General features: G+C 53.7%; 17 protein-coding genes and 1 other RNA gene. 10 read left to right on the forward strand and 8 right to left on the reverse strand.

The genetic code is table 11. The features are described 5' to 3' along the window. Positions 1-88: 88 nt before the first annotated feature. The 3 genes from ppiD (at position 89) to ACL2XO_RS08125 (ending at position 3,278) form a co-directional block, all read left to right on the forward strand. A complete protein-coding gene (gene ppiD / locus ACL2XO_RS08115) occupies positions 89-1,969 on the forward strand; it encodes a peptidylprolyl isomerase (protein WP_413742526.1) in 1,881 nt (626 codons plus the stop codon). A gap of 139 nt (positions 1,970-2,108) precedes the next feature. After that, positions 2,109-2,738, forward strand: coding sequence for a ComEA family DNA-binding protein (locus ACL2XO_RS08120; RefSeq protein ID WP_413723636.1), 630 nt, complete (start codon positions 2,109-2,111; stop codon positions 2,736-2,738). A 258-nt stretch (positions 2,739-2,996) separates the two neighbouring features. Further along, a complete protein-coding gene (locus ACL2XO_RS08125; protein WP_132922928.1) occupies positions 2,997-3,278 on the forward strand; it encodes an Arc family DNA-binding protein in 282 nt (93 codons plus the stop codon). A gap of 140 nt (positions 3,279-3,418) precedes the next feature. Here the strand turns inward: ACL2XO_RS08125 and queC are convergent, their stop codons facing one another. Next, positions 3,419-4,120 carry a 7-cyano-7-deazaguanine synthase QueC gene (gene queC, locus ACL2XO_RS08130; RefSeq protein ID WP_413723637.1) on the reverse strand — a complete coding sequence of 234 codons (702 nt, stop codon included), beginning with the start codon at positions 4,118-4,120 and terminating at the stop codon, positions 3,419-3,421. A 96-nt stretch (positions 4,121-4,216) separates the two neighbouring features. Beyond that, positions 4,217-5,257, reverse strand: coding sequence for a PLP-dependent cysteine synthase family protein (locus ACL2XO_RS08135; RefSeq protein ID WP_413742527.1), 1,041 nt, complete (start codon positions 5,255-5,257; stop codon positions 4,217-4,219). Between the two features lie 113 nt (positions 5,258-5,370). Here ACL2XO_RS08135 and ACL2XO_RS08140 point away from each other — a divergent pair, with 113 nt between their 5' ends. The 5 genes from ACL2XO_RS08140 to amtB all read left to right on the forward strand — a co-directional run bounded on the left by ACL2XO_RS08140 (position 5,371) and on the right by amtB (position 11,448). Beyond that, positions 5,371-5,826 carry an Lrp/AsnC family transcriptional regulator gene (locus tag ACL2XO_RS08140; RefSeq protein WP_132922925.1) on the forward strand — a complete coding sequence of 152 codons (456 nt, stop codon included), beginning with the start codon at positions 5,371-5,373 and terminating at the stop codon, positions 5,824-5,826. Positions 5,827-5,895: 69 nt separating this feature from the next. Beyond that, positions 5,896-7,665 (forward strand): SmdA family multidrug ABC transporter permease/ATP-binding protein, encoded by a 1,770-nt coding sequence (locus tag ACL2XO_RS08145; protein ID WP_413723639.1) that lies wholly within the window; start codon positions 5,896-5,898, stop codon positions 7,663-7,665. Next, entirely contained in the window at positions 7,658-9,445 is a 1,788-nt protein-coding gene (locus tag ACL2XO_RS08150) for a SmdB family multidrug efflux ABC transporter permease/ATP-binding protein (protein WP_413723640.1), read from the forward strand. The genes ACL2XO_RS08145 and ACL2XO_RS08150 overlap by 8 nt, the downstream gene beginning before the upstream one ends. Positions 9,446-9,785: 340 nt before the next feature. Next, entirely contained in the window at positions 9,786-10,124 is a 339-nt protein-coding gene (gene glnK, locus ACL2XO_RS08155) for a P-II family nitrogen regulator (RefSeq protein WP_009639071.1), read from the forward strand. Between the two features lie 37 nt (positions 10,125-10,161). Beyond that, positions 10,162-11,448 (forward strand): ammonium transporter AmtB, encoded by a 1,287-nt coding sequence (gene amtB, locus ACL2XO_RS08160; RefSeq protein ID WP_165934155.1) that lies wholly within the window; start codon positions 10,162-10,164, stop codon positions 11,446-11,448. A 181-nt stretch (positions 11,449-11,629) separates the two neighbouring features. Here the strand turns inward: amtB and tesB are convergent, their stop codons facing one another. Next, positions 11,630-12,499 (reverse strand): acyl-CoA thioesterase II, encoded by an 870-nt coding sequence (gene tesB, locus ACL2XO_RS08165; RefSeq protein WP_413723641.1) that lies wholly within the window; start codon positions 12,497-12,499, stop codon positions 11,630-11,632. A gap of 250 nt (positions 12,500-12,749) precedes the next feature. Here tesB and ACL2XO_RS08170 point away from each other — a divergent pair, with 250 nt between their 5' ends. Then, the gene (locus ACL2XO_RS08170; RefSeq protein ID WP_132922920.1) at positions 12,750-13,316 is read left to right on the forward strand and encodes a YbaY family lipoprotein; all 567 of its coding nucleotides are present in this window, start codon (positions 12,750-12,752) and stop codon (positions 13,314-13,316) included. Positions 13,317-13,380: 64 nt separating this feature from the next. Here ACL2XO_RS08170 and ACL2XO_RS08175 read toward each other — a convergent pair whose 3' ends face one another. After that, the gene (locus tag ACL2XO_RS08175; protein ID WP_413723642.1) at positions 13,381-13,695 is read right to left on the reverse strand and encodes an MGMT family protein; all 315 of its coding nucleotides are present in this window, start codon (positions 13,693-13,695) and stop codon (positions 13,381-13,383) included. Positions 13,696-13,893: 198 nt separating this feature from the next. Here ACL2XO_RS08175 and ffs point away from each other — a divergent pair. Further along, positions 13,894-13,990: signal recognition particle sRNA small type (gene ffs / locus ACL2XO_RS08180), an RNA gene on the forward strand. A gap of 575 nt (positions 13,991-14,565) precedes the next feature. On the opposite strand, the gene ACL2XO_RS08185 is transcribed toward ffs, so the two are convergent. The 4 genes from ACL2XO_RS08185 to ACL2XO_RS08200 all read right to left on the reverse strand — a co-directional run bounded on the left by ACL2XO_RS08185 (position 14,566) and on the right by ACL2XO_RS08200 (position 16,234). Beyond that, the gene (locus tag ACL2XO_RS08185) at positions 14,566-14,769 is read right to left on the reverse strand and encodes an HHA domain-containing protein (protein ID WP_132922918.1); all 204 of its coding nucleotides are present in this window, start codon (positions 14,767-14,769) and stop codon (positions 14,566-14,568) included. 46 nt (positions 14,770-14,815) lie between these two features. Further along, on the reverse strand, positions 14,816-15,175 hold the full coding sequence (gene tomB / locus ACL2XO_RS08190; protein ID WP_132922917.1) for an Hha toxicity modulator TomB: 360 nt from the start codon (positions 15,173-15,175) through the stop codon (positions 14,816-14,818). Positions 15,176-15,817: 642 nt separating this feature from the next. After that, entirely contained in the window at positions 15,818-15,958 is a 141-nt protein-coding gene (ykgO, locus tag ACL2XO_RS08195) for a type B 50S ribosomal protein L36 (RefSeq protein ID WP_132922916.1), read from the reverse strand. Between the two features lie 15 nt (positions 15,959-15,973). Continuing rightward, entirely contained in the window at positions 15,974-16,234 is a 261-nt protein-coding gene (locus ACL2XO_RS08200) for a type B 50S ribosomal protein L31 (protein WP_413723643.1), read from the reverse strand. Positions 16,235-16,305 lie beyond the last annotated feature (71 nt).

Here is a 16,305-nt window from a genome sequence, read left to right on the forward strand (position 1 = left end):
GCACCTGCGGCTTGAAATATGACGGGTGTAGCGGGATATCACCGCCGCGCAGGGTTTCATTCATTTTACAGCGGAGTGTTGTCACACTATGATGGACAATTTACGCGCGGCCGCAAATCACGTCGTGCTCAAAATTATTCTGGCCATTGTCGCCATTTCATTCGTGCTGACCGGGGTAGGCAACTATCTGATAGGCGGCGGCGGAGATTATGCCGCCAAGGTCAACGGTCAGCAGATCAGCCGCGCCCAGTTGGAGCAGGCGGTGCAAAATGAGCGTAATCGCCAGCAGGAATCCTTGGGCGACAGCTTCTCGGCCCTGGCGGGCAACGAAGGTTATATGCTCCAGATGCGGCGGCAGGTCTTGTCCCAGCTGATAGACGAAACCTTGCTTGACCAATATGCGCAGACCCTGGGTCTGGCGGCCAGCGACGACCAGATCAGAGACGCGATCTTCGCCATCCCGGCGTTCAGGACCGACAACAAATTCGATAATGAAAAATACCGCTCCATCATCAACAGCATGGGATTGACGCCCGACCAATATGCGCAGCTGATGCGCAAACAGCTATTGACCCAACAGTTGATTCAGGGCATGGGGGGCACCGGTTTTATGCTGCCGGACGAAACCACCCGCCTGCTGTCGCTGGCTATTCAGGATCGTAAAGCGCGCTTGGCGACCCTGGACATCGATACCCTGGTGGCCGCACAGACCGCCACCGATCAGGAAATCCAGGACAATTACAATCAGAACAAAAACGCTTACGTCCTGCCCGAATCCTTTAAGGTCTCCTATATCCCCCTGGACGCCGCCTCGATGATGGATAAAACCACCGTCAGCGACGCCGAGGTACAGGCCTATTACGACCAGCACAAAGATCAGTTCACCCAGCAGGCACGGAAACATTACCGCATCATACAAAGCAAAACCGAGGCTGATGCGAAAGGCATCCTGGCGCAGCTGCAGCAGGGAGCTGATTTCGCCACCCTGGCGAAACAGAAATCCACCGATGTGATTTCCGCCAGAAACGGCGGCGATATCGGCTGGATGGAGGCTGACTCCACCGTCGAAGAACTTAAACAGGCCAACCTCAACGATAAAGGCCAGCTTTCCGGCGTGATCACCTCGTCGGTCGGGTATTTGATTGCCCGGCTGGATGATGTCCAACCGGCGCAGGTAAAGCCCCTGGCCGAGGTGCATGACAGCGTCGCGGCGAAGGTGAAGCAGGAGAAAGCGGTGGATGCTTATTATGCTTTGCAGCAGAAAGTAAGTGATGCCGCCAGCAATGATAACGAATCGCTGGCTTCGGCGGAAGCCGCCGCCGGTACCAAGGCTATCGAAACCGACTGGTTCAGCCGCGACAGCGTTCCGGCCGGGCTGAATTTTGATCCGGTGAAACAGGTCATCTTCGACGGTTCCCTGCTGGGCGCCAACGGCGCCCCCGGCAATAATTCCGATGTCATTACCGTGGACGGCGACCGGGCCTTTATCGTGCGTATCGCCGAGCATAAACCGGAGTCCACCAAATCCCTGGATACGGTGCGCTCGCAGGTGGAGCAGCAGGTTAAACGCCAGAAAGCGGCGCAGCAGGCCCGGGTGGACGCCGAAAAGATCCTGATGGCTTTGAAACAGGGCAAAGGGGATGATGCCCTGAAGGCGGCGAACCTGGCGTTTGGCGAGGCGCAGACCTTCGATTCCACCCGGCAGAACGACCGGTTGAGCCAAGCGGTCTTTACCCTGCCGCAACCGCAGCCGAATAAATCCTCCTATGGCCTCTCCGAGGATGGCAAGGGTAATATAGTTCTGCTGGCACTGGATGAGATCATTCCGCGCAAGCTTGACGATCGGCAGCGCAGCCTGTTTGTCGGCCAGTTGAATCAGGGCATGACCGGCGTGACTTTCGATGCGCTGCTTAATAACCTGCGCGGTGAAGCCAAAATCAAATTGGGCAATGCCGCACAAATGCAATAGCGGTCATAAAAATCCCGCATAGGATGTAACGGCAAAGGGTCCCGCATGGGGCCTTTTGCATCTTCGGTATTCCCTGGTTGTCCCTTTCTCCCGCCTCGGGCATTCTGCCACCCGTGCAAGCAAACAAGGAGAAAGCACAATGTATACATCATGGAAACGCACCCTCGGTATCATTCTGTCCACCGGTTTATTTATCATGCCGCTTGGCGCCTATGCGACGGTGGGAGATGACCAGGATACGACGGCCATCGGCCACATTGCCGAAGCTCATCACCATACCGGGCAGGATGAAGGCGGGACTAAAGCGACGCGCGGCGACTCATCAGCAGAGGTCGATGCTCTAACCCCGGACCTCGAAGCCACATCAACGGCAAGCGGCCAGGATTTGCCTATTGCCCAAACGGGAGATAAGGTCGTCCAGGGGGCTGATTCACAAACGGCCGTGGCTCCGCAGGACGACGCCGAAGGCAACGCAAAGGATAAATCCACGCAAACCGACGTCTCGGCGGCGGAAGGAGAAGGCGCCGGCAAGTCTGATAAAGCCGATAGCACTGCCGATGATGAAGATGAATTCGAAAAGGTCAATATCAATACCGCCACCGCAGAGGAATTGGCGGAGGGTTTGAAAGGCATCGGCCCGTCCAAAGCCGGCGAAATTATCAAATACCGTGAAAAGCACGGTCCTTTCAAGAAAATAGATCATCTGAAAAAGGTCAAGGGAATAGGAACTGCAACCTACGAAAAGATCCAATCTCAACTAGAGCTCTGATTTAACATTAGATTTGTGGGTTCTCCCGGCTGCGTCAGCGGGTGAATCCGCTAATTTAAAGCGCTTAACAACTTAATGTATTGATTTTAAAGGCTCTCTGGCCTATAAGTTAACAAGCGCTTTTTTTTAAAGTCGGCTAAAATGTATTCTCTCAATATGTCGCAAATTTTTGACAATAATATTAAATTTTTATGACAGCCTAGACAACCGGAACTAACTTTCCTAAGTTAGTGGCTCTTCTATGAATAGGAAAGCACGATGAGTGAGACAGCTAACTTAACAATCAAACTTCCTCTGCAACTCAAGGAAAGAATTAAAGCCTTGGCAGAGAGCAATAGCGTTTCCATGAGTGCAGAAATAGGCGCAAGGCTGGAACGCAGCCTGAATGAGGACAGCGCTGCGCCAACGGAGCATGTCGCCGCCGACGTCGATAATCAACACACCCAAGAAATCACTGAACAACCCTTTACCAGTAGTGAAGTGAAAAAACTGCGGGCGTTGCTGAATGCCACTTCCAAGAAAAAATCCAAGAAAAAATAAGCATTCTTCGTTCGAATAATGAGTCGTTTATTTAATGAAAGATTCAGGCTCGGAGGGAGGCGGTTGGTCCCTCTGACCCGATAAGCCGATCAACCAAGGTGGTTGGTTAATAATAAGGTGCGGTCAATGGAAACAGGCGGCTAATCCATAAGACCGGTTTTACGTTTCATTTCAGCGGCGACCCTTTCCGGATCCTGTTCATATTCAGCTAATCCCCTCGCCCGCAAATGGCAGGCGGCGCACTCGCCGCAACCATCGCCTTTGATACCGTTGTAACATGTCAGCGTATCGTGGCGGATCTTGTCCAACTGATGATAATAATCAGCCAACGCCCAGGTTTCCGCCTTGTTCAGCCACATAAGCGGCGTTTTGAACTCTATATCCCGGGCCATTCCCAGCTTCACCGCCTGGTTCATCGCCTGCACAAATTCGTCGCGGCAATCCGGATAACCGGAAAAGTCCGTTTCGCATACCCCGGTAATTACCGTTTGCGCACCCACCTGGTAAGCATAAATGGACGCCAGGGTGAGAAAAAGAATGTTGCGTCCCGGCACAAAGGTCGAGGGCAACGCGTCGCCGGCGGTATCGTCGTAGTGGGGCAGCGGGATGTTATCGCGGGTCAGGCTGCTTATCGCCAAATCATTGAGCAATCCCGCGTCGATAACCTTATGGACACGTGCACCCAGCTCCTGCGCCAAATGGCGGGCAATGTCAATTTCCGCCCGGTGGCGCTGGCCGTAATCAAAGGTAATGCAATGGACTTCATCATATAACGTGAGCGCTTGTATCAGGCACGTCGTGGAATCCTGCCCGCCGCTAAAAACCACTACTGCTCGTTTCATCACTGGACTCGTTGCATGTGTTGCGCAAAAGGATATGTTACTGCCTTCTTGACGCAGGGCAAAGCCGAGATTTATTCAGGAGGTATCCCGGTGCCGCTATAGATCACGTAACATCTCCACCCAGGGAGCCGTATCGCCGATATGTTCTCTTACCCACGCCGGGTTGTAGTAGGTGTCCTGATAACGTTCCCCGCTATCGCACAACAGCGTCACGATAGCGCCCCGGCGGCCTTGTGCCCGCATCTCCTGGGCTAATTGCAGTACGCCCCACATATTGGTGCCGGTGGAGCCCCCGACCCGGCGGCCTAAAATCGGCTCCAGCCAATAAAGGGCGGCGATGCTTGCGGCATCGGGAACCTTGATCATCCGATGGATAACATCGGCAATAAAAGAAGGCTCAACCCGCGGCCGTCCTATTCCTTCGATGCGTCCGGCCTGGTCGCCTGTGAGCAGGGGGTCGCGCTGATGATAATAATCATGGAATACCGAATGTTCAGGGTCGGTGACCACCAGGCGGGTATCGTGTCCCTGATAACGAATATAACGTCCCAGGGTAGCCGAGGTGCCGCCGGTACCGGCGCTCATCACAATATAGTCCGGTTCGGCGAAGGGTTCCCGGGCCATCTGACGGAAAATACTTTCGGCAATATTGTTATTGCCCCGCCAATCGGTGGCCCGTTCGGCATAAGTGAACTGGTCCATATAGTGACCGTCCAATTCTTCGGCAAGCCTGGTGGCCTCTTCGTAAATCAGCCCGCTGTGGCCGACAAAATGGCAGCGTCCGCCATAAAAGGTGATTTGTTCTATTTTTCGCCTGGCAGTACACTCCGGCATGACCGCGATGAACGGCAGGCCCAGCAGCCGCGCAAAGTAGGCTTCCGATACCGCCGTGCTGCCTGAGGAAGCCTCGATAACGGGCCGGTTTTGTTTGATCCAGCCGTTGCATAATCCGTATAAGAACAGTGAACGGGCTAAACGGTGTTTCAGGCTGCCTGAAGGATGGGTGCTTTCATCTTTCAAATAGAAAAAAATGCCGGGAAACGACGGTAGCTCGAAGCGTATCAAGTGCGTATCGGCCGAGCGCTGGAAGTCAGCCTGTATGTCGCTGATAGCCTGTTTAACCCATTGCTGGTTCATAATATCCCCCGAAGTGTCGATGACCACAGCATAGCGGGGAAGCGGGAAAAAAAAGTTGCCTTTTTCTCCCTGATACCGTGTTATGGGAGAACGTTTTTCTCCAGAAGCTCGCCATGTTAGATAAAACCGATCGCACGTTACTCTCATTACTGCAGCAGGATTGTACGACGTCATTACAATCCCTGGCGGAAGCCGTGAATTTAACCTCCACGCCCTGCTGGAAACGTCTCAAACGCCTGGAGGAAGAGGGGTTCATTCGCGCCAAAGTGGCCTTGCTGGATCATGATAAACTGGGATTGGCACTTACGGCCTTTGTACATATCAAAACACAACAGCACAATAGCGACTGGTATCACAGCTTTGTCGCCCTGGTAAAAGAGATGCCGGAAGTCCTGGCGTTCTATCGTATGGCCGGCGAGTATGACTACCTGATGCGGGTGCTGGTTGCCGATATGAAAAGCTACGATAATTTTTATAAGCGCCTGGTTAACGGTGTGCCGGGGCTGATTGACGTTACCTCAAGTTTTGCGATGGAAGAGATCAAAAATACGACGGTAGTGCCATTATAATGGGTTCCCCTGAGCCGCCCCGGTTATCGGTCCGGGGCAAACAGGTAAATGATGCTGGAATAATATTTCGTGAGATTATTTGCACAACTGGGTTGGTATTTCCGTCGCGAATGGCGGCGTTATCTGGGATCGGTAGTCCTGCTGATCGTCATCGCCATTTTACAGTTGATCCCTCCCAAGCTGGTGGGGGTGATTGTGGATGGCGTGACCGAACACCGGGCGTCAAACCATATGATCATGCTGTGGCTCGGCGCCATGGTCCTTACCGCGGTACTGGTCTACCTGCTGCGCTATGTCTGGCGCGTACTGTTATTCGGTGCGTCATATCAGCTGGCGGTGGAACTGCGCGCCCGTTTCTACCGTTTGCTCAGTGGGCAACTGCCCGGCTTCTATTTGCGCCACCGCACCGGTGATTTGATGGCCCGCGCCACCAATGATGTGGATCGGGTGGTGTTCGCCGCCGGGGAAGGGGTGTTGACCCTGGTGGATTCGCTGGTAATGGGCTGCTCGGTGCTGGTTGTGATGAGCGTACAGATCAGTTGGCAGCTCACGCTGCTGTCCCTGGTGCCGATGCCGATTATGGCGCTGATTGTCAAACACAATGGCGATGAACTGCATCGGCGTTTCAAATCGGCGCAGGCCGCCTTCTCCTCCTTGAATAATCAGACCCAGGAAAGCCTGACCGGTATCCGGATGATCAAGGCTTTCGGCCTGGAAGATTACCAATCGGACCGGTTCGTACAGGTGGCCGCCGATGCCGGCGCGAAGAATATGCGGGTGGCGCGTATCGACGCCCGTTTTGACCCGACCATTTATCTGACGGTTGGATTCTCTAATTTATTGGCCATCGGCGGCGGCAGCTGGATGGTGATGCGGGATTTACTGACCCTTGGCCAGCTCACCAGTTTCATCATGTATCTGGGGTTGATGATTTGGCCGATGCTGGCGTTGGCCTGGATGTTTAATATCGTCGAGCGGGGCAGCGCCGCCTACAGCCGTATACGGCAGACCCTCGATGAAGCGCCGGAAATCGCGGACGGCATCAGCGCATTGCCTCCCGGGCGCGGAACGCTGCAGGTGGATATCGGCAGTTTTACCTATCCCCATACCCTGCAGCCGACCCTGACCCATATCCAGCTGATGCTGTCGCCAGGGAAAATGCTGGGTATCTGCGGTCCCACCGGCGCCGGTAAAAGCACGCTGCTGTCCCTTATCCAGCGTCATTTCGATGTTACCCGCGGGGAGATCCGGTTTCACGGCATTCCGCTGCCGTCCGTCAAGCTTGACGAGTGGCGCGGGCGTCTGGCGGTGGTCAGTCAAACGCCGTTCCTGTTTTCCGATACCGTGGCGCATAATATCGCCCTCGGCAGGCCGGACGCCACCCGACGGCAAATTGAACAGGCGGCTGAGCTGGCCTGCGTGCATGATGACATTCTCAGGTTACCGCAGGGGTACGAAACCCAGGTGGGTGAACGGGGCGTTATGCTGTCCGGCGGCCAAAAGCAGCGTTTGTCCATCGCCCGGGCCCTGCTGCTGGAAGCGGAAATCCTGTTGCTGGACGACGCGCTGTCCGCCGTCGACGGACGCACCGAACATACCATCCTGCGCAACCTACGCCAGTGGGGCGAGGATCGTACCCTTATCATCATTGCGCATCGGCTGTCAGCGCTCCATGCGGCGGATGATATCCTGGTGCTGGCCCATGGCACGGTCACCCAGCGGGGACAACACCGCGGGCTGTTGCAACAGCCGGGCTGGTACCGGGATATGTTCCGCTATCAGCAGCTGGAAGAGGCCCTGACCGCCGATCCCGATGCGCCGGAGGCGGCCGATGCGTAAATGGCAAACCCAATGGCCCACCTTGAGGCGATTGCTGTCTTACAGCGCGCCCTATCGCAAACCCTTGATCCGGGCGGTGGTGATGCTCTGGCTGGCGGCGGCGGCGGAAGTGGCCGGGCCGGTGGTCATCAGTTATTTTATCGATCACGTGGTGCCTCTTAAGCGTTTCCCCGCGCTGCTGGTGACCGGGCTGGCCCTGGCATATATCGCGCTGCAGCTTATCTCCGCGTCGCTGCGCTATTTTCAGGCCCTGCTGTTTAACCGTACGGCATTGGACATAGTGCAACAGCTGCGTACCGAAGTGATGGATGCTTCGTTGCGACAGCCCTTGAGTACCTTCGATACCCAGCCGGTGGGACAGCTTATTTCCCGGGTGACCAACGATACCGAGGTGGTGAAGGATCTGTATATAACCGTGATGTCCACCTGGCTGCGCTGTATCGCGCTGGTGGTGGCCATGCTGGTGGCCATGTTCGCGCTGGACTGGCGCATGGCCTGCGTTGCGCTGGTCATCTTCCCGGTGGTGGCGCTGGTGATGTCTATATACCAATATTACAGCACACCCATCGTGCGTCGTCTGCGCGCCTATCTGGCGGATATCAATGACGGTTTTAACGAAGCAATCAGCGGTATGACCGTTATACAGCAGTTCCGGCAGCAGCAGCGATTCGGAAAAAAACTGGCGGAAGCCAGCCACTCACACTATCTGGCCCGCATGCAGACGCTCAGGCTGGAGGGTTTCCTCCTGCGGCCGTTATTGAGCCTTCTCTCCGCCCTGGTGCTGTGTGGCCTGTTGATGCTGTTTGGCTTCAGCCCGGTAGGTTCGGTGGGGGTAGGGGTACTATATGCCTTTATCAACTACCTGGGACGGCTGAACGAGCCGCTGATTGAACTCACTACACAGCAATCCATGCTGCAGCAGGCGGTGGTGGCGGGGGAGCGTATCTTCGAGTTGATGGATGGCCACCGGCAGCAATACGGCGCGGATGATAAGCCCCTGTGCAGCGGACGCATAGACATCCGTGATTTGACCTTTGGCTATCGGGACGGCGCGCCGGTGATAAAACACGTCTCGCTCACCGTTCCATCCCGCAGCTTTATCGCCCTGGTGGGACATACAGGCAGCGGAAAAAGTACGTTGGCCAATCTGATGATGGGGTACTACCGTATCGATGAGGGCCGCTTACTGCTCGATGGACGCTCCATCGACAGCCTGTCGCACCGGGTGCTCCGGCAAGGCGTGGCTATCGTCCAGCAGGATCCGGTGGTCATGGCGGATACGGTATTCACCAATATCACCCTGGGGCGGGATATCACCGAAGCCCAGGTCTGGCGGGTCCTTGAACAGGTGCAATTGGCCGAACTGGTGCGTGCGCTGCCCGACGGACTGTATGCCGAGCTCGGCGAACAGGGTAACACGCTGTCGGTGGGGCAAAAGCAGCTGCTGGCGCTGGCCAGGGTCATGGTATCGACGCCGGAAATCCTCATTTTGGACGAAGCGACGGCCAATATCGACTCCGGCACCGAGCAGGCAATCCAACGGGCGCTGGCCACCATCCGCCGGCAGACGACGCTGGTGGTTATCGCCCACCGGCTGTCCACGATAGTCGATGCCGATGAAATCCTGGTATTGCATCGCGGCGAAGCGGTAGAACGGGGTTCCCACGATTTCCTGCTGCGACAGCAGGGGCGTTATTACCAAATGTACCAGCTACAGCAGGCAGGCCGGGCCTTGAGTACCGCCGGGATATTGGCGACCCCCATAGCGCCGACGGTTTGACGGGGCTTTTTACCAAGGCTCGGCATAGTTCGTGATGCGCCTGCTTACCGGCGGGCGGGCTGAATGGTCCGCCCATTTACATCTACCCGCACCGCAATCGGGCATTAACCAGCATTCACCCGCGCCAATGCACCCTTATCAGGCGCGGCGCCTCTTTTTGGTGCACCTATTCTCCCTCTCTTTGGACGCAGCTTCCGATAAAATCAAAGACAAACCTGCCCGCGCTCCATGGGCAGGCATCGAAGGGTAAATTTCTATTTCAAAACATTTATGGCACATGCTTTGCTTTACTCAGGCGTAGTGGTCGCGAGTTCGGATCCAAATTCTTGAGGGGGAGCATATGAAGCTGGTAACCGTGGTGATAAAACCATTTAAATTGGAAGACGTGCGAGAAGCACTTTCTGCTGTGGGTATTCAAGGGCTAACGGTCACCGAGGTAAAAGGGTTTGGACGGCAAAAAGGCCATGCTGAACTTTATCGCGGGGCTGAATACAGCGTTAATTTCCTGCCAAAAGTGAAAATTGATATTGCCATTGCCGATGATCAATTGGATGAAGTTATCGACGTCATCAGTAAAGCGGCTTACACCGGTAAAATCGGGGACGGCAAGATTTTTGTTGCTGAGTTACAACGGGTTATTCGCATTCGTACCGGCGAGACCGATGAAGCAGCACTTTAACGACACGCGCGAATTTTGTGGATAGGGATGAATGAAAATGAAGAAACTTGTCTCATTAACCGGTCTTGGGGCAGTGGCATTGTTGCCCACATGGGCCATGGCCGCGACACCTGTTGTTGATAAGGCCGATAATGCGTTTATGATGATTAGCACCGCTTTGGTGCTGTTTATGACGTTACCGGGCATCGCTTTATTTTACGGCGGCTTGATACGCGCCAAAAACGTCCTGTCAATGCTGACCCAGGTGGCGGTAACCTTTGCCATGGTTTGCGTGCTGTGGATGCTGTACGGTTACTCTTTGGCCTTCAGTGAAGGCAATCCCTTCTTCGGCGGCTTTACCTGGGCGATGCTGAAAAACATTGAAACCACGGCGTTGATGGGGACTTTCTATCAGCTGGTGCATGTGGCGTTCCAATGTTCTTTCGCCTGTATCACCGTGGGTCTGATCGTCGGCGCGCTGGCGGAACGCATCCGTTTCTCCGCCGTTCTGATTTTTGTGGTTATCTGGCTGACATTCTCTTATGTGCCGATGGCGCATATGGTGTGGGCGGGCGGTTATTTGGCGTCCATGGGCGCGCTGGACTTCGCCGGCGGTACGGTGGTACACATCAACGCCGCCAGTGCAGGTCTGATCGGCGCTTATATGCTGGGCAAACGCGCAGGCTTTGGTAAAGAATCATTTAAACCGCATAACCTGCCGATGGTATTCACCGGTACCGCCATTCTTTATGTCGGCTGGTTTGGCTTCAACGCCGGTTCCGCCAGCGCCGCCAATGAAATCGCCGGACTGGCGTTTATCAATACGGTCATGGCTACCGCCGGCGCCATTCTTTCCTGGGTGTTCGTCGAGTGGATGATTCGCGGCAAGCCTTCTTTGCTGGGCGCCTGTTCCGGTTGTATCGCCGGTTTGGTTGCCATTACTCCGGCGGCCGGCTTCGTCGGTGTCGGCGGTGCGCTGGTCATTGGCTTGGTGGGCGGTGTCGCCGGTCTGTGGGGTGTGGTTGCCCTGAAGAAATGGCTGCGTGTGGATGACGTTTGCGATGTGTTCGGTGTGCACGGCGTTTGCGGTATCTGCGGCTGTCTGCTGACCGGTGTCTTCACTTCCGCTTCACTGGGCGGCGTCGGTTATGCGCAGGGCGTGACCATGGGTCATCAACTGTGGGTACAGCTTTATAGCGTGATCGTTTGTTTGATATGGTCCGGCGTGGTTGCCTTTGTCGGCTTCAAGATTGCTGATATCGCGGTGGGTCTGCGGGTTTCCGAAGAACAGGAACGCGAAGGTCTGGATGTCAACAGCCATGGCGAAAGTGCTTACAACGAATAACTTATGCAGGATTGGCCGGTAAAAGTTTACCGGCACATCATTGAACCGGGGCGTCTAGATGACGCCCCGTTTTTTTTGCGGACAGATTCGCCTCCATTTTCGCGGTCTCCCTTAACACGTTCGCTGCATGATCGGCGATAGCGGGCCTACCGCGCTGTGGGGCGCTTTTCCGCCGGTTGGATTAACCTGGTTCATTGGCGCGGCGCATGACGCCTTCCTGGGTTGCCGATGCGATAAGCCTCCCGTCGCGGCTGTAGAATTGCCCGCGCACGTAACCGCGCGCTCCCGAGGCGGAGGGACTTTGTATGGCATATAACAGCCAGTCCTCGAGATTGAACGGCCGATGAAACCATATGGAGTGATCAATGGTGGCGATGTTCATGCCCGGTTCGAGAAAGCCCACGCCGTGGGGTTGGAGGGCGGTAGGCAGGAAATTGAAATCGGATATATAACCCAGTAAATACTGGTGGCTATGGATATCTGCCGGCATGGCGCCGTTGGCGCGCAGCCAGATATAGCGCTCGGGTTTTTCCGGTCGGCCCTTGGCGGGGTTATGAAATATAACCGGGCGGACTTCGAAGGGTTGCTCTCCAGATAATCTTTCCCGCAGCAGCGGCGGCAGATTCCCCCCCAGGCGGGCCATAATTTCCCGCTCCGATGTTAATCCTTCGGGAGACGCCACCTGCGGCATGGTGTCTTGATGCTCAAATCCCTCTTCGGGATATTGGAAAGATGCAGTCATGGAAAAGAGGGTTTGGCCCCGTTGTATGGCGTCTACCCGGCGGGCGCTGAAATTATTGCCGTCGCGCAGGTTGGCAACTTGGTACATGATAGGTTCATTGCTGTCTCCGGGACGCAGGAAATAACAATGGCAAGAATGCAGAATGCGTCCGTCAGGCGCTGTTTGCCGGGCGGCAAACAGCGCCTGGCCGACCACCTGGCCGCCAAAAACACGCTTTAGCCCTAAGTCTTCGCTTTGGCCGAGAAAGCGCCCTTCTTCAATTTTTTCCAACGTCATCAGCGCCAATAGCTGATCAAGTGTGTGGCTCATAGGCGAATACCGTTAAAATTCAAATGGATTAAGGATAATGCTCTGGACACCGACTCCACCATTCACCAGGCGTCCGCCGCATCCCCTGAGCGGGGTTGACCCCAATGAGTTTACCCGCGAATGCGCCCGGCAGGAAAATATCAGGATCCTGTGCCATTATTAAAGCATTAGGTGGTATTAACCACTACGAATTCACCGCCGTTGACGAGTGGTGAAATGATGAACTGATAATAAGAAGGAGAGGTAAATCATGAAACTCTGGCAAACAATCGGCGGTGTCGTTTTATTGGCAGCGCTCGGCGGCTGTACTCACGGGAATAGAGAGCATCAGGTGGCGACTCCCGCGTTTAAAACCCCCGGTACGGCGGAGGGGGCGGATGCCATAAGACAGCCAGCGGTGACAGGTACCGTATGGATCAGGCAACGTTTGGCATTGCCGCCTGATGCGGTGTTAACCGTGACCCTGTCAGATGCAAGTTTGTCCGATGTCCCTTCCACCGTCATATCGCAGCGTGTGATACGCACCGAAGGCAAACAGGCGCCGTTCAGCTTCGTGCTGCCCTATAATCCCACCGAAATCCAGCCCAACGCGCGCATTCTGCTGAGCGCGGCCATTACCGTCAACGGACGTGTGGCGCTAATGACCGAGCAGGTAAAACCTGTGATTAACAATGGCGGCACCAAGCAGGATTTGGTTCTCGTCCCCGCAACGTCAATACCTTTGGCAAGCCGGCCCATAGTCCCCTCTACAGTGCCCGCCACGTCGCCGACGCAGGTTACGCCTTCAAGCAGCATACCGGCGCCTAATCAACTTTAAACCGGTTTGTCCCGCAGGTCTGTGGGACGCGACTGCCGGCTGATAAGGCCCGACGCCTGTCGACTTACCACTGCCAGCGGTAACGTTCAAGACTGACGTTACCCTGATCGTTGATTTCTATACCTTCGGCTTCCAGCGCCGCTTTTTGGCGGTGGAAGCCTTCTCCGGGCAGCGAAATACCGCCATGTCTATTGAGCACACGGTGCCAGGGCAGGGCTGTGCCCTCAGGCAGGCGGCTCAGGATACCGCCAACCTGCCTGGCGGCGCGTGGCGAGCCGGCCAGCAGGGCTACCTCGCCATAGGTGGTAATGCTGCCGGCCGGAATGGCGGCAATAATCTGGAAGACGCGCTGACGAAAGGAATCTGTTGGTTCATCCATATACGCTGCAGCCAAAGCCAAAATAGAGCGGTCCATGTTGGCACAAAAGGCGCCGGCGTGGAAGGCGCCCTGGTCGGACGGCGGTATCCGGAGACTTCGGCGAAGAAAGCAGCGCTTAAATGCTATCGGCTTGCAATTGATGGGGGCATCATCGATAATGCCCCGCGCCTTAGAAATTAAGGCCGTCAATGGAGGCTCTGTTGGTGCTCCCGCAACATTAACTTGTGAACTCGGTCAGGTCCGGAAGGAAGCAGCCGTAGCAAGCGTCGTGTGTGCCGGGATGTCGCTGGCGGAGCCTCCACCCATTTGAATCCGCTTTGACTGATTATTCGCTGTGAAACAATATGGCGACTTATTCCTGTGATCATCTCGTAAAGAGGTCGACGCTAAACAAGAATGTAATCTGCATGTTTATAGCATCCTAATACATTTTATCCCGGAAAGTGCCTGGATGATTCCTGGTGTCTATTGATATTAATGAATTATCACAAAGTTCGAACGTGGCGACAAAGTCTTAGTCTGTACATTATCGCCCCATTCCTTATTAGTCTTGGGCGAAATAGGATGTTTTGGATATATTGATTCTTGAATTTTTTCGGCTGATATTCCTTCCGCCAAACGCGCATTAAAATTAACCACTGGCAAATCCCGTTTGTACCATGCTTGCTGCTGGGAAAGATTTGAACGATGTTACTTTTTAGGCGAGCGTCCTTTGAACTAGGGATGTGAAACGGGTTTTCATATAGATTAGCAGCGATTCAAACCACAAAAAACAACACTTTTTATAAGGTTGATGATGTATGCACGATGACCATTTATATAGATGAGGATATATAATAATGTTAATACTTAGTAGCAAATGGTAGGCATTTATCGAACATACTTCCAGACAGATACCGGAACTTTATCATAGAGCTTATCCATCGTCAGCTCAGCCAGGCGATGGTCCGCTGCGGAGTTGAATATCTCAAGCTCATCGTCGGACAGTTCGTATTTGTTCTTTTCAATCACGCGTTCCAATGTCTCAAGGGTTCTGCATTTGCGTAGACGCATTAAATAGTCGATTTTTTTCATGATGGCCTTAGATGTTGAGTAGAATGTTAAAATATCATTTACTGTTTCAAGAAATACAAAGCTCAGTCTCTGAGAATGTTCCGAATAAGCGGGAGCGGCTGGTACGCCATCTCTGAACATCCAAGTTGTTGATACCACTGCTGCTGAATAGCGTAAACGTATCATCCAGGAAAGATTCAACATGATCGGTGAGATCGCTTTCATTATGGTATTTAAGCTTGAAGCTCACCATATAAGAAGCAATATGATCAATTAATTCATTCATCTGCAGATTTATGGCGGAAGCGGGATCATTAACCCACCCATGGTAACTATCACCGAGGCTGGCAATGCCTTCATCATAAAGAGTAGCACAAAGGAATTTTAGTTGCGCAATATCATGTCTTTTGGGTGAATACTCGTCCATATCAGCCCTCCTACCTTCGACAAATTACCGTCATCTTTAAAATCGACCGAGATTGAGCTGCTTCTTATCCGTGCCGATACTTGCGCTCTATTTAAAGATAGAAGATTTGAGCAGTATAGCACAATCAGCTTACATTAACTTACTGTTCCATGCCCGTGCAATTTATATCGCAGCCAGAACCACTGCCCATGCACAGACCGGGTTATGAGCAAGATACCATCATCACAGTTAGGAAGTGAGTAGTAATACATATCGAAAACAAATTGAAGGATACCGGTGAAAGTCATTACCGTTGCCGAGTGGCCGCCAGATAAAGACTCATTTCTAGTAGAGCATCCTACACGATATTTATTATTACCATTTCTTGCTGCATTACACACCCTTTATTGACGAAAAATTATGACAACACGTTGCAAATCGGTCTTAATCGCTTAATTTACATAACACTTTGACCGGATAGCGTCAGATACACATCACAAGGGCCGCTCCCGCCAACTCTGCCTGAGGCGAATATCATCGCGGCTGTCGGGGTGGCTGCCTAGACTCTATATAGGGATGGTGTCGGTGTATTTCAACAATAACCGGCAATAAAAAAGGGCCCCGAACGGATGGCCCTGATAAAAACGACGAACGTGCCCTGGACTATTTTTTCCTGCTGCCGCCCTGGACGGCTTTAAAGCGAGGATTGGATTTACAGATAACATAGATACGGCCGCGACGGCGTACTACCTTGCAATCCTTGTGGCGGGTTTTCGCCGAACGTAACGAACTCAATACCTGCATGGCGAGGCTCTTCCCTTATGACGGCTCTTTACTGAAAAAACGACCAAAACGCTGGTTAAAGCGCGCCGTGCTGCCTTCTTTATCCACAATTCTCTGTTTGCCCGTGTAGTACGGATGCGATTCGGATGAGACCTCAACCGTCACGTAGGGATAGGTTTTCCCGTCCAGTTCAAGTGTGCGGTCGGTTTTTATGGTGGAGCCGATTTTGAAATAGGTATCAGCACTGGTGTCATGGAATACCACGGTGCGATAGTCCGGATGTATGGCAGGTTTCATAAATCACCTCATATGTTATGTTATATCATAACTATTATGCACGCTTTTCACCCCAAGTCAAACCGACAAAA

Origin of the sequence: Sodalis sp. RH15 (assembly GCF_047324255.1) — a bacterium.
GTDB classification, from domain to species: Bacteria; Pseudomonadota; Gammaproteobacteria; order Enterobacterales; family Enterobacteriaceae; genus Acerihabitans; species Acerihabitans ligni.

Excerpts from the sequence above, each read along its gene's own strand:
- ppiD (WP_413742526.1), top strand. The coding sequence starts at position 89 with ATGATGGACAATTTACGCGCGGCCGCAAATCACGTCGTGCTCAAAATT.
- ACL2XO_RS08120 (WP_413723636.1), top strand. The coding sequence starts at position 2,109 with ATGTATACATCATGGAAACGCACCCTCGGTATCATTCTGTCCACCGGT.
- ACL2XO_RS08125 (WP_132922928.1), top strand. The coding sequence starts at position 2,997 with ATGAGTGAGACAGCTAACTTAACAATCAAACTTCCTCTGCAACTCAAG.
- queC (WP_413723637.1), bottom strand. The coding sequence starts at position 4,120 with ATGAAACGAGCAGTAGTGGTTTTTAGCGGCGGGCAGGATTCCACGACG.
- ACL2XO_RS08135 (WP_413742527.1), bottom strand. The coding sequence starts at position 5,257 with ATGAACCAGCAATGGGTTAAACAGGCTATCAGCGACATACAGGCTGAC.
- ACL2XO_RS08140 (WP_132922925.1), top strand. The coding sequence starts at position 5,371 with ATGTTAGATAAAACCGATCGCACGTTACTCTCATTACTGCAGCAGGAT.
- ACL2XO_RS08150 (WP_413723640.1), top strand. The coding sequence starts at position 7,658 with ATGCGTAAATGGCAAACCCAATGGCCCACCTTGAGGCGATTGCTGTCT.
- glnK (WP_009639071.1), top strand. The coding sequence starts at position 9,786 with ATGAAGCTGGTAACCGTGGTGATAAAACCATTTAAATTGGAAGACGTG.
- amtB (WP_165934155.1), top strand. The coding sequence starts at position 10,162 with ATGAAGAAACTTGTCTCATTAACCGGTCTTGGGGCAGTGGCATTGTTG.
- tesB (WP_413723641.1), bottom strand. The coding sequence starts at position 12,499 with ATGAGCCACACACTTGATCAGCTATTGGCGCTGATGACGTTGGAAAAA.
- ACL2XO_RS08170 (WP_132922920.1), top strand. The coding sequence starts at position 12,750 with ATGAAACTCTGGCAAACAATCGGCGGTGTCGTTTTATTGGCAGCGCTC.
- ACL2XO_RS08175 (WP_413723642.1), bottom strand. The coding sequence starts at position 13,695 with ATGGATGAACCAACAGATTCCTTTCGTCAGCGCGTCTTCCAGATTATT.
- ACL2XO_RS08185 (WP_132922918.1), bottom strand. The coding sequence starts at position 14,769 with ATGAAAAAAATCGACTATTTAATGCGTCTACGCAAATGCAGAACCCTT.
- tomB (WP_132922917.1), bottom strand. The coding sequence starts at position 15,175 with ATGGACGAGTATTCACCCAAAAGACATGATATTGCGCAACTAAAATTC.
- ykgO (WP_132922916.1), bottom strand. The coding sequence starts at position 15,958 with ATGCAGGTATTGAGTTCGTTACGTTCGGCGAAAACCCGCCACAAGGAT.
- ACL2XO_RS08200 (WP_413723643.1), bottom strand. The coding sequence starts at position 16,234 with ATGAAACCTGCCATACATCCGGACTATCGCACCGTGGTATTCCATGAC.